The 13,134-nt window shown below is 56.2% G+C and carries 11 protein-coding genes; all 11 read left to right on the forward strand.

The window, feature by feature from the left end:
* Positions 1–39: 39 nt before the first annotated feature.
* The 11 genes from ACV1FX_RS03240 (at position 40) to ACV1FX_RS03290 (ending at position 13,006) form a co-directional block, all read left to right on the forward strand.
* A complete protein-coding gene (locus tag ACV1FX_RS03240; RefSeq protein ID WP_473116100.1) occupies positions 40–1,479 on the forward strand; it encodes an MBOAT family O-acyltransferase in 1,440 nt (479 codons plus the stop codon).
* Position 1,480: 1 nt separating this feature from the next.
* Positions 1,481–2,611 carry a hypothetical protein gene (locus ACV1FX_RS03245; RefSeq protein WP_473116101.1) on the forward strand — a complete coding sequence of 377 codons (1,131 nt, stop codon included), beginning with the start codon at positions 1,481–1,483 and terminating at the stop codon, positions 2,609–2,611.
* A 38-nt stretch (positions 2,612–2,649) separates the two neighbouring features.
* On the forward strand, positions 2,650–2,895 hold the full coding sequence (locus ACV1FX_RS03250) for an acyl carrier protein (RefSeq protein WP_473116102.1): 246 nt from the start codon (positions 2,650–2,652) through the stop codon (positions 2,893–2,895).
* 9 nt (positions 2,896–2,904) lie between these two features.
* Entirely contained in the window at positions 2,905–3,363 is a 459-nt protein-coding gene (locus ACV1FX_RS03255; RefSeq protein WP_473116103.1) for a VOC family protein, read from the forward strand.
* A gap of 19 nt (positions 3,364–3,382) precedes the next feature.
* Positions 3,383–3,844 (forward strand): hypothetical protein, encoded by a 462-nt coding sequence (locus ACV1FX_RS03260; protein ID WP_473116104.1) that lies wholly within the window; start codon positions 3,383–3,385, stop codon positions 3,842–3,844.
* Positions 3,845–3,935: 91 nt separating this feature from the next.
* On the forward strand, positions 3,936–5,009 hold the full coding sequence (locus ACV1FX_RS03265) for an ABC transporter substrate-binding protein (protein WP_473116105.1): 1,074 nt from the start codon (positions 3,936–3,938) through the stop codon (positions 5,007–5,009).
* A gap of 3 nt (positions 5,010–5,012) precedes the next feature.
* Positions 5,013–5,996 carry an NAD-dependent epimerase/dehydratase family protein gene (locus ACV1FX_RS03270; protein WP_473116106.1) on the forward strand — a complete coding sequence of 328 codons (984 nt, stop codon included), beginning with the start codon at positions 5,013–5,015 and terminating at the stop codon, positions 5,994–5,996.
* A complete protein-coding gene (locus ACV1FX_RS03275; protein WP_473116107.1) occupies positions 5,960–7,459 on the forward strand; it encodes an O-antigen ligase family protein in 1,500 nt (499 codons plus the stop codon). Before ACV1FX_RS03270 ends, ACV1FX_RS03275 begins: the two co-directional genes overlap by 37 nt.
* An 893-nt stretch (positions 7,460–8,352) precedes the next feature.
* Positions 8,353–10,767 carry a polysaccharide biosynthesis tyrosine autokinase gene (locus tag ACV1FX_RS03280; protein ID WP_473116108.1) on the forward strand — a complete coding sequence of 805 codons (2,415 nt, stop codon included), beginning with the start codon at positions 8,353–8,355 and terminating at the stop codon, positions 10,765–10,767.
* Positions 10,768–10,778: 11 nt separating this feature from the next.
* The gene (locus ACV1FX_RS03285) at positions 10,779–11,519 is read left to right on the forward strand and encodes a hypothetical protein (protein WP_473116109.1); all 741 of its coding nucleotides are present in this window, start codon (positions 10,779–10,781) and stop codon (positions 11,517–11,519) included.
* Between the two features lie 203 nt (positions 11,520–11,722).
* Complete coding sequence (locus ACV1FX_RS03290) at positions 11,723–13,006, forward strand: SMP-30/gluconolactonase/LRE family protein (RefSeq protein WP_473116110.1); 1,284 nt, start codon at positions 11,723–11,725, stop codon at positions 13,004–13,006.
* Positions 13,007–13,134: the final 128 nt, after the last annotated feature.

The raw sequence follows: 13,134 nt of genomic DNA on the forward strand, positions 1-13,134 counted from the left end.
GGCGCGCACCGGCAGGCAGCGTAGTTCGGACCGTAGCCAATGAGTCTCACATCTCCTCTGTTCTTTGCGTTTCTCGCCGCTGTTGTGGTTGCCTACCACATCAGCGCGTCCGTGCCGTATCGCCGAGCGGTGCTCGGATTGGCCAACGCTTTCTTCATCGGCAGCTATCTTACCGACGCGATCCAGGTGTTGCCCCTGCTCTCGTTCCTTCTCCTGGGCTATCTCTGCGTCAAGGTACTCGAGGTCTGGAAATCAGCGCTCGCTTTGAGCCTGGGCATCCTTGGCGTGCTCGGCGGTTACATCTTCCTGAAGCGCTTCTCCTTCTTCGATGACCTGGGTCACCTTCCGTTTCCCTACCTCACGATCGGCCTGTCCTACATTCTGTTCCGGATATTGCACATCATGGTGGACGTGCAGTCTGGCGATCTCAGCGAAAGAACCGATCCGCTCGCCTTCTTCCGATACACCTGCAACTTTCTCTGCTTCGTCTCGGGCCCGATCCAGCGCTATCAGGACTTTCGGACCACGGATGGCGTGGCCGCATGCGAGCTCGATTCAACCAGGGTCTACGACGCTTTCGCGCGGGTCATCACTGGCTACGTGAAGTTTGTCATCGTCGCAGCTACTGCCGAATACGGCTTTTCGTTCCTGAAGCCTCAGCTTCTCCAGGCCGCCGATCTGCCCGCGCTGAAACTTTACGGCCTCTATGCCGCAGCCGCCGCCCTCTATACCGTTTATCTCTACTACAACTTCTCCGGCTACATGGACATCGTCATCGGCAGCGGGACTCTGCTGGGACAGGAGCTACCGGAAAACTTCGACCGGCCCTTCTCTGCCCGCACCTTCCTGGAGTTCTGGCAACGCTGGCACATGACATTGTCGCAGTGGTTCAAGTTCTATCTCTTCAATCCGCTGGTCATGCTCCTGATGTCGTGGATTCCGTCGCCCGCATTGACGGCCTATTTGGGCGTGCTCGCGTTCTTCGTGACGTTCCTTGTCATGGGCGTCTGGCACGGCACGACGGTGGTATTCGTGATCTACGGCCTCCTGATGGGCGCGGGCGCGAGCGTCAACAAGCTTTGGCAGGTTGCTTGCGCCGAGCGCCTCGGCAAGAAGCGCTACCGGGCGCTGACCGAGCGGACCGCCTACATTTATCTTTCCCGCGGCATCACGATCGCCTATTTCGTGTTGGCACTGACCTGCCTATGGGTACCCGAACTGTCGGATTTCGATCGTTTGATCGGAAAGCTTGGAGTGGCTGGCGTGTCCGCGGCGTTCCTGGTCATCGGCGGCACGTTTGCACTGTTCTGGTTCGTCACCGACCGCATCGTTCCACACCTGACTGCCCCGACTTTCCTTTTGTCGGTTCGTGACAGCCTCATTGGCCGGAACCTTTCTCTCGCGAGCAAGATGATGGCAATCGTCGTGATCACGACACTGCTGCACAAATCTCCCGATTTCGTCTACAAGGCCTTCTGACTTGAAACACATTCTGCGACAGGCTGCGCTGACCTTTGCGTCATTTGCCTTTCTTTACGCTACGCTCGGCGCGCTTTCTTTCCTCATGTTTCCGGACTCGGAAAACGACGGGCAGCGCGATTTTCAGAACGCCGAGCAGACGCTCTACATGACCGTTCCCAAGTACGTGTTCCTGGGACGGAGCGTTCTCAATACCCCCGGTGAAAAGGCCATTCTGGTGGGCGCGTCAAACACCGGAGTTGGCTTCATACAAAAGACCATTCAGTCAGAAGTGGCCTGCGCGAAGGTCAGCAATCTCGCCGTTGGCGGCGCCAACATCTCCGAGGCGAAACAGATCGTAGACCTTGTGCACGAGGTTCAAAAGCCGGCCGATCGGCCCTCGAACACCTTCGTAATCGGCGTTTGGTTCGGAATGTTCGTCGACTCGGATCTGAAGTATGCCGACCCTGATCGCAATCGCGGGGAGACCGATGTCGATCTTGAGAAGTATCGCTACGGATTTTATCGGCGGACCCCCGAAGGCCCTGTCGCGCTCCTTCCTGCAAGCTGGCTGGATGCTGGCGTTTTGGCAATTCGTCCCATCCTGGTCATCGAGAAGATCACTCGCGAAGCCAGAGCAGGCGTCAATCTGCTGCTGACCGGCCGCAAGTCCGCTCAGCGCAACGAGGCTGAACGCGAGTCCGCCCGAATGTCCGAGCAGGACAAGAAGAAAGCTCTCGACTATTGGAACGAGACGATGGGAAAAAAGGACAAGATTTCCCCGGATCAAGTCGCACAGTTGAAGGACCTCATCGAAACGCTGCTTGGTTCGGGAGAACGGGTAGTGCTGGTTGATCTTCCCATTCCGGCCTGGCATCGGGACGCCAGCCCATTTCAGCACAGTTACGAGGAAGCGTTCGCGGATATCTTGCGTCAATTCGACGGGCGACGGAATTTCGTCTCGATGTCGATGAGCGACCTGAGCAACGAGCAGGACTATTCCGATGAAGTACATGCCAAGCGGCATCTGGCCGACATCTGGTCGAATCGACTGGCAAACGTCCTAAATTCGTCTATGTGTCGGGAACACACCGAAAAGGCCCATGTTTCCCTGCGCGGCCCCGATCAATCCAAGGCAGAAACGCATCAGTGAGTAGCGGGACGCTATTCGGAGAGCGAAAACGAGGTACGATGATGGATCAAGCTCAAATCTACTCCAAGCTTACAACGGTATTTCGTGAGGTCTTCGACGAGGATGACCTTGGGCTCGAGCCTGAAACGACGGCCGATGACGTCGACGGCTGGGACAGCCTCTCTCACATTCGTCTCGTTCTCGCGGTCTCAAAGGCTTTCGGAATAAAGTTCTCAGCATCTGAAATCGGCAGCATGAAAAACGTCGGGGAATTCGTCGAACTCATCGGCAAGAAGACGACGTGAGATATTGACGTGTCCAGCTCTGCACGCACCCCCGCACTCGATTTGGGCAACTTTGCTTTTCACCATCTGGGTCTTGCGGTCGCGTCCCCTGAAGAAGCATTTCGCTACCTGGAACTGCTTGGGTACACAGCTGGCAATCAGGTCTTTGATCCGCTCCAGCGGGTCAATCTCGCGATGCGCCACCATCCAACGATGCCGGATGTCGAGGTGATCTGGCCCGGTGACGGGCCCTCCCCGATCGATAAGCTTATAAGCAAAACCGGCTCGATGATTTACCACTTATGCTATACATGCCCCAATGCGGAAGAGGCACTTGGTGAGCTAGAGGCCGCAGGCATCGATATCATATTGGTCAGCCCACCCACTCCGGCAGTGCTATTCGACGGCCAGAAAGTTTCCTTTCATCATGTCTCGGGCTTTGGATTGATCGAGATATTGCAGACCGCGGAGCTCCCTGATCGGTCTTGACCAGCACCTGGGTATTGCAATGATACATCGCCTCCTCGCGCTGAAGAACGTTCGAATCGGCCGTCTCATCGGCTGGCTGATGGTGGTTGCTTCCATTTGGATTCTACCCGCTCATGCTCAAGTCTCCGGGTATGGGCAATCGTCCGCCCCCATGTACGGCGGCAGCGGCGGATCCGGTCGGCCCGCCAATCCGTTCCTACCAATGAACGGTAAGTTTGCGGGAAATCACAAGACCCCCGACGGCAGGCTCTGCATCTCTGTACACCCCTCAGCGCGTGCACAGATCATCAATCCGAAAATCATCGACCAGAACGTACTGGTCGAGAACATCTGCGGCCAATCCATCCGAGTCCAAGTTTGCTATGCTGGAAGCTCCGATTGCATCATCGTGCCTTTGGCGGGTTATCAGAGGCTCCAAAGGACGCTAGGGATCGCGTCGGGCTCGACCTATTTTCGTTACGAGTTTCGTGAACTATTCTAACCGGATCCGAGACGTCTTTGCTTCCTTTCCCCGCCCGAGCGTTCGCCAACATAATTTATTGATACCAAGAATAGATTATTAGTGCGCCGACATGACAAGAGCCCAGCGAAAAGCCCGCAAATCTCACCATGGATTACGCCTCCTCGGCGGATTATTCATTGTTTGCGCGGTAGCCTATGTCCTCTTCGGCCCGAAACCAACCAGAAGCCAGGCGCCAAAGCTTAAAGCCGGTTTTGCTGAGTACACCGTCAAGCTGAGCACGCCGTTGTCGGTTTCTGCCGCCGGCATGATCATCGCGGTCTCCGATGGCCTATTCGCGCAAGCAGGCCTGCGCGTTCACTTGGTGGCAGGCCTGGACGACGATGACGCAATCCGCGCGGTAGTGGCCGACGAGAACACGATAGGTATCGCCTCGACCGCAGGATTCTTGAAGGCACGCTCGGGAGGACTCCCGATTGTGGCTTTCGCCGGATTTTATGCAGTGACCCCGGCAGAGTTCTATGCGCTGCCCGAGACCAAGCTGCTGACGCCGCAAGACCTGGAGGGCAAACGAATTGGATACAAGCCGCATCCCGAATTCGCGACCATTCTCAACGATTTCATCGGCAGGAATTCTTTGGCCCAAAGCAAGCTTTTCTTGGTGGAAAGCAACACGCCTTTGCAGGATCTCGTGGATCGAAAGATAGATGTCCTCCTTGGTCGTCGTGATGTCGATGGTATGGAGCTGGAGCACCTGAATGTCGAATATAAGATACTTCGTCCGGAAGCCTTTGGAGTCCATGCACCAGGCCCCGTCTTCTTCGCTCAGGAGCGAGCCCTCGCACGATCGAACACACTCGAGAAATTTTTGACGGCGATCGCCGGCGGCTGGAGCGCAGCGTACGCGAACCTCAGCCGAACAACTCCCATTATAGCGAATTCTATGGTCACCCCGCTGCCGACTCCGTTGGTCTTTCGCCTCATGGATTCACAACGCAGCCTCTTGCGCCCCTTTGGAGCAAGATTTGGCGAAATGGATTCAATGCGAATTCGTACTCTGCATTCACAACTCTTGCAGAGGCGCACAATCGAGCACCCAGTCGATTTAACCCGCGCGATCAACTACGATATCCTGAAAGAGACCTATCGCAATGAGGCAAACAACCTGAGTCGAGTAGAGCCCTGATCGATGTCCAATCCTACCCAAGTCATTATCTTCGGCGGCGCAGGCTTCGTCGGAACGCACCTCGCAGCTGAACTCGTGGCCTCTCGAAAGTATGAGCGAGTGGTCTCGGTGGACATTGGTCCGCCGAGGGCAAATATCGCCAGTGTCGAATATCTATGCCACGATGTTCGCGAGTCGATTGATCCGAATATCGCTAACGGAAGCCCAGCCGACATCTTCAATCTGGCGGCGGTTCATGTAACGCCAGGACACCCCGATGGCGATTATTACTACACGAACGTCCTGGGCGCTGTGAATGTTTGCAGATTTGCAAACGAAACACGAAGCAAGAACTTGATCTTCACGAGCTCGATCTCGATCTATGGACCAAGCGAAGCTGCGCTCGACGAAGAGGCCAAGCCCGCCCCTGTGAGCGCCTATGGACGCTCCAAGCTTGCGGCCGAAAAGATACACCTGCTCTGGCAATCGGAGGCTCCAGACCGGAAGGTCACCATCGTTCGTCCAGCCGTGATTTATGGTCCTTACGAACGAGGAAACTTTACGCGCCTGTCGAGAATGATGGAACGGCGAGCCTTTATCTATCCTGGTCGAACAGATACGATCAAATCGTGCGGCTACGTGCGGGATCTCGTAACATCGATGATCTTCATGTCCGCGCGCAATGAAGGCACCTCCATCTACAATTTCAGCTTCGAGCACAGATATACGATCAGCGAGATCTGCTCGGCGTTCGCGCGCGTGGCAGGCTATCACCAGCCGCAGTTCGTCATTCCGATCTGGCTCATGAATATGGCGGCGCTTCCATTTGAGGCGCTGCAGACGGTCGGCATGAAGACCGGCATCAATCGAGATCGAGTACGAAAGTTGTGGTTTTCTACGAACATCCTGCCCAAGCGTCTGGTCGCCAGCGGATTTAGGTTCTCGTATGACCTGGAAAGCTCTCTGGCCGAATGGAAGCGGGAATCGAGGCTGAAGGACTTCGATTGATGGAGCGTCTTGATCCCGATCGAGACACCCTGCTCAACCCCAGAGTTGATGCTCGCCTTGCAAGCGGTGCATTGGGCACTCCTGGAAGAAGACAGCCGACGAACTCTACTCTCGTTGCCACGTCCGGTTTGTGCGTATTGATTGCGTTGGCGCCACTTCCCTTCGGATCCATGGATATGCGTATCGTGGCCGTTTGGGTATCTCTGCTTTCGGCGATTCTCTTCCTCACTGCGCTACAAGCGCTTGTCCCTCGGGACATCGCTTTTCTATTTGGCTTCACGGCGATCTCACTGGCTTGGATTGCGGTCATAAGTGAGCAACTGGGCTGGACGGCTCTGGTGTCGCGACATCTGACAGCTGCAATTTGGAATGAGGCTTCAACTATCCTGGCAGAAGAGCTGGACGGCTCCGTTGCCGCAGCTCGCAATCAAGCCCTTTTCTCCGCCGGACCGCAGATCGCGCTCTTTTTATCTATCCTTTGCGGCTATCTTATCGGCCGAGACCGGCTCGCTGCACAGACGCTTTTTATCAGCTTCCTAGGTTCGGGTTTGGCTTACGCGATCTATGGGCTTGTCGCGCTCGTGCTCTGGCCCAACTATTTTCTATGGCACCAGAAGTACAACTATCTGAGTTCGCTAACCGGGACATTCGTTAATCCGAACGTCGCGGCATCGTACTTTGGAGCAGTGACATTAGGGTGGGTACTTTTTGCAACACGATTCAGCGGACACCGCTCTGATGAGGCGCCCATTTTGTGGTTGGAACTGGTCAGATCTCGTCTGCAAGCAGCGTCGCCGCGGAAGATTTTCTATTTACTTGCCTGTTTTGTGATGCTCGCCACAACCATGCTCACGGGATCGCGCGCCGGCTCGGTGCTGGCATTATTCTGCTTGGCTGGAGCTTTCGGAACTCACTTCCGCAGAAAGCTACAAAGACGGCGGCTTCTCCGGATCTTTCCAGTAGCTGCAGTTGCATTCGTGCTGGTTGCAATTTCGATGTTCGCTCCGCGCGTCAATCAGCGATTTGGCCTCCAAGGTTTCTTCGACGTGGCACGCTGGGAAACCTACAACTCGACCGTTGAAATCATTAGGGACTATCCCTGGCTTGGCTCGGGTTTGGGCACGTTCCGGTGGGTTTTTCCATCCTACCGAAGCGGCGATGTTCCGTCGTATGGGGTCTGGGAGCAGGCGCACAACACCACCCTCGAGCTAGCCGCCGAAATGGGGCTTCCATTCACGCTCGTGGTGGGCATTGGGTGGGCCGCCATGCTGGCGATACTGGGCCGAGGAATGCTGAGCCGCAACCGTGATGCGATACTGCCAACCAGCGCCTTTTGGATTGGCGTCTTAGCCATTGTCCATTCGCAGGTCGATTTTCCGCTACAGATTCCCGGCTTCGCCCTCGCAATCGGCCCCATTTTGGGCATGGGAATGGCCCAATCGTTCTCCGCCAAAGGACGTTAACCTAAGCCGCCTGGCCCCACTTTGGCCGCTGTACATTGACCTAATTTTCTATTAAAAACACCGAATTAGACGGTTGGAAGAGGTTAGGATCTATGAGGACGCCCGGACGCCTGTTGTCGTCGAATCTGATGCTTTCAGTGGCGGCCTGTGCCTTCGCCATTACCCTATCCACGGCCAGCTTCGCCGCCTGTGTTAGCGATCCTGACACTGCACAGAAGGCGGCAGCTTTCACAACGGCCCCTTCCTCGTTGTTGGAGGGTCCGAATGGACCTCGCAGCCCCGAAGAAGTTGCCGCTGACGTACAAACCTTTGTTGCCTCCTACCCTCAGGCGCTCCCCGCAATCCTCACCATCTTGAAGGACCTGACCAGCAAGGGACCTTCCACCTCGGCGCTTCAAAAAGCGATTGGCACCGGCTTGGGAAAAGCCGCCAATGTATGCAAAACGACCGATCTAACGTTTTCCTTGGAGATTCAGGGCGATCTAGGCGCGACGGGCTCAACTGATGCTAACGCGCAATATGCAGCCGTTACTGGCAATGATCCCACCCGAAGCGTAGCTCTCTCAGGCGCCGCTAGCGGGTCTTCCGGAGGCGTTGGCGGTCAGACCAGCTCGACGACCGGTTCCTTCTTTGGAGCCTCCTCGTTCCAGACCTTCTCCGCGAATAGCGTATCGAACAACCCCACGAGCTATTTCAGTTCAAGCGTGGGTAGTGCGAGCTCAGCAGGCGGAACAACCACGACAACGACCATCGTCTGCAGCGTCTCCGGCTCGTGCTGATGCTTTAGGGCATTTGCTGAGGCGTTGTTGATTTGGACATCCGGTTTGTCGGCGTGCGGATGATCGCCGTTTTTTGAATAGCCGCCGCGCAACCAGTTCAGTTAGACGGGCCGGATGCTTCAGACAAGAATTCCAACTTCTTCCTCACCGCAGATCCAGGGCGCTGAACAGGCGTCTCTGGAGCAGACTGTTGCCGGCGCCATTGGCCTGATCAGCAGGCAGTATCCGGTGATGATCGTCACGATGCTGGTTTGCCTGGCCCTGGCGGGTAGCTATCTGGTGTCCGCCACCAAGCGCTATACCGGCACCGCCGTTCTGATGATCGACAGTCGGAAGATGCAGGGGCTTCAGACTCAAGGGGCACCGGGGGCGGGTGACAACCCCATCGACTCCGCGATGGTCGACAGTCAGGTCGAAGTCCTGAAGTCCGAGACGATCGCCGCGGCGGTCATCAAGGACCTTCACCTTTTGGATTCTCCCGAATTCATGCGCGCTGACGACGGCTTGTTGAGCAGCGTGACTCAGCTCTTTTCGGATTTCTTTCCCGACGAGAAGCCTTCCGATCTTGAGTTGATGCGAGGCGCCATTGCGCGCGTTCAAGCTGGTCTCACGATCAAACGGGTCGGCTTGAGCTACGTCATCGAGATAGCTTACCAATCGACGTCTCGCGAATTGGCAGCTCGGATCGCAAACGCCATAGCCGAGAACTATATTACGGATTCTCTTGAATCGAAATATCAGGCCTCCCGCCGTGCCGCCGTCTGGTTGCAGGACCGATTAAAGGAGCTCCGCGCTCAAGCCTCGACGGCTGAGCGCTCGGTGGTCGACTACAAGGCAAAGAACAACATAGTGGATGCTGGCGGTCGCCTGCTGACCGAGCAACAACTCGCCGAGATCAACAGTGGCCTGACCGAGGCCCGAGCCAAGCGCGCGGAAGCCGAGGCCAAGCTGCAGCGCATCACCTCAATCCTCAATGCTGACGAGAGCGACTCTCAGGTCATTTTGACTGATCTGGCAACCGTCAACGATACTATGGCCAATCCGGTCATCACAAAGCTTCGCCAGACCTATCTTGACTACGCAGCTAAAGCATCGGACTGGTCCAATCGTTACGGCCCTACCCATCTCGCGGTGGTGAATCTCCGCAATCAGATGCGCGAGATCCGGCGCTCTATTCTGGACGAGCTTCGACGGACAGCCGAGGCCTACAAGAGCGACCTAGCGATCGCCAACGCTCGCGAGGTGGCGAGCCAGAAGAGCCTTAACGATACGATCGCCTTATCGAATGATACCAGCCAAGCACAAATCGTGCTCAAGGATCTGGAAAGCAACGCCCAGAGCGCGCGCGCACTATCGGACAATTTCTTGCAACTTTATATGGTCTCGGTGCAGCAGCAATCCTTCCCGATTACGGAGGCAAGGGTTATCACCCAGGCCGCGGAGCTGTCGTCGCCAAAGACCGCGCCGAAGACAGTTTTGGTTCTCTTGGCGGGCTTGGTCGGTGGCAGCATCCTTGCGGGTCTGGTCGCGATCTTCCTTGAGATGGTCGATCGCGCCTACAGGACCGTCCATCAGGTCGAAAGGCTCCTTCAGACCAACTGCCTCGCCTCTGTCCCAATCGTTGATTTCGGAGCAGACGAGACCCCAAAGGGCTGGCTGAACCGCCTCAAAGGAAGGTTGCCATTCCTCAGCGTTTGGAGGCCAAATGCGCGGCCGGACTCTCGTTCAACTATTGCCGCCGGCCAAATGGGCCGTGCTGTGGAGACGGGACTGGCTCAACTGCCCCGCTCAGGCGACCGGCAGCTTACGATCGACAACAGCGTTGGGCGCTTCGCGATCAATTCACCGTTTTCGCGGTTCGCCGAGGCGTTTCGTTCGATCAAGTTGGCGACCGACCTAAGTAACTACGGCTCCCCACACAAGGTCGTTGCGATCACTTCGGCTCTTCCCAACGAAGGGAAATCGACTGTGAGCGAGGCTTTGGCCCAAACCACGGCGCAGAGCGGACTGCGCACGCTTCTCATCGATGGCGACATTCGTAATCCAAGTCTAACCCACCGTCTTGGTCGGTCGGCAGATGTTGGACTCATCGACGTCGTGTTCGGGAAAGTCGACCTGAAGGATGCGCTCTGGGTCGATCCGCAGACCAATCTGCACTTCCTACCTTGCGTGGTAACCTCAAGGTTCTCGAACTCCAGCGACCTCCTGGCTTCCGCGCAAATGCAAAAGTTCTTTCAAGATCTGCGCGAGCAGTATGACCGCATCATCCTGGACCTCAGCCCGTTGGCGCCGGTTATCGACGTACGTGCGACAGGCCCGTTAGCCGACTCGTATATTTTGGTTATCGAATGGGCGAAGTCGAAGGTTGACATCGTCGAGCGCGTGATCAGAGAAACGCCAATGGTTCGTGAGCGCCTCATGGGCGCAGTTCTCAACAAGGTGAATCTCGCCGCCATGAGCCGTTACGATACGCATAGCGGAGGCTACTACCGCAACCGTTATTATTCACGATACGGGTATGTGGATTAGCCTGGAAGCCAATGGTCAATACCGTTGGTAAGTCAATCCTCGTATTGATCGCACTCATTTCAGCCGGCTGGGCTGCATTTTTTCTTCGTAACCCAACGCAGGAAGTGCAACTCGATAGCGTTGCCAACGCGATTCTCTCGGGCACAGCGTTCAAGCGCAATCCTGTCTCCGAAGCCGCATTGTCCACCGCCGAAAACCGGGCAATCTGTAGTCCTCGCGAGATTCGAGCCGCGACCATTATCCGCCTTCGTCTTTATGAGATGGCGGTAGATTCGCTTGACACGCGCCTCGCCGATGAACGCCTAAGCTCCCTCCGCTCGTCTGTAAGAAAAGCGCTGAACTGCATCCCGACCGACGGCCTTTTATGGTTCATTGAATACTGGAGCGCCATTAATCAGGGCGGGCAGATAAGCGACCATATCGGTGAATTGCGCATGTCTTACAAACTCGCTCCATATGAAGGTTGGATCGCCCTTCGCAGTCCCTACGTACTTGCAATCTATGACGTGCTGCCGTCTGACTTACAGGAGAGCGTCCGGAATGAGTTTGTTTCGATCGTGCGGACGGGCCTCATTCGAGACGCGGTGAGGATACTCAAATCTGCAGGCTGGAGAAATCGAGACGAATTGGTCGCAGGTCTTTCCACCGTACGACTAGATTTCCGCGTGCAGCTGGAACGCGCTTTGCGATCCGAAGGCCTGACCACCCAGATTCCTGGCGTGGAAACTCCGGAATTTCGACCTTGGCGTTGAGGCGGGATCAATCGACATTGCGAAGCTAGAAACTACGGGCGTCCTCGGAACCAGCCAGCAACATCAGATTGCCGTAGAAGGCTGCTCGATTCCTTTCAGGGTTCCATCTCGTCGGGAAGACGCCGGATGGTAAACGCCAATCGCAAGAGCTTGCTTGCGCAAAGCTATGCGCCTTGAGGTAACAAAATGCAGCGGGAGTTCCGATGGGTAAGCTATCTTTGATATCACTCATCGCGGCCGTCCTATTCAGCTTCATTTCTCCTGGTTACGGGCAAACGTCCTCCGTATCCGACACAACCGCAAATACGGGGCGGCGAGGCGCACTCGACGGCGTTTGGCTCTGGACGTTGCCTGACACGCCGAACGGACTGCGCCCCACTCAGAGCTGGCACGCGACCGGCTCGTCACCGAACGGCGACATTTACGTGGGCGGGATGGATCACCAGACGAACTCGGCCCTTTACCAGCTCGACTGGCAAACGGGATCGCTGCGGCTTGTGGGTGATGCCCATTCCGCATCGGAAGCGGCCAATAATTGGCAGCCCGGCGAGACGGCGCAAAAATTCCACACGCGCCCACTCTGGCACAACGGCAAAATTTATGTTGCCACCATGAACCGCTCAACTCTCGACGACGGGTACCTCAACGAACGAGGCTTTCATTGGTACGCATATGATCCGGCGCAGAAGAGATTTGACGATCTGAGCGCATCAGAACCTGCTGGCACAGCCGTCGACCACGGCAACGTTGTAACGCTTGCTTCTGATCCTCAGCGAAATCTGATTTATGCAGCAGGCGTGCCCACCGGCGAGATATTCCGCTACAACGTGTCCAGCGGCCGGACGACCCGTTTGGGCAGGCCGGCTACCTATGATCAGCATTTCGTCTATACCGGTCGCGTCATGTGGGTAGATAGCCGAGGCCGTCTTTATTTCACGGCAAGCGTTCCGGACAGCCCTTCAGTTTTCGCACACATCTTCTACTACGACCCCGAAACGGGTTTCGGCGAGCGCAAGGATTGGCCCCTTCAGATCGCGCAGGCTCTCGAGATGGGGCAATGCCTGGACGACAAAAAGCGATGCTTCTTCTCGGACGACAAAGGTCACATTTATAGGTTCGACGAAGATGGTCCGTCCTGGTCGTACCTTGGGCAACTCGACCTTCAAGAACGAGCCTATATTTGGTTGTTCAATGTCTCGCCTGATGGAAATACGGCTTACCTCGGCACAAGTTTTCAATCAGACGGCAAAGCAGGCGCTTTATTTGCGTTTGACCTGCATGCAGCAACCACCAAAATCCTGTGTAATTTTGCCGACCTGGACCCATCGCTTAAGAACCTGAATGCGCATACAGGATACGATGCATGGGATCCTGAAGGACGATTCTATTTCGCGAGCTTCGATGGAGCCTCGCGTGCGCATGTGGTCGTTACGCGCCTAGATATTCGCCGGCTGGAAGCGGCGGCCGGTACACCGAACAAGCATTGAGCAAAGTTGCGGTCCTGTACCTCGAAGCAACGTTACACCTCGGTACCCTGGGAATAGCTGGCTCCGCGCTGTCGCGCGGACCGGCCGCCCCTATTGCCGTAGATTGTGATCCGCAGCGCTGAATTCGC

The organism is Bradyrhizobium ingae (assembly GCF_055791185.1).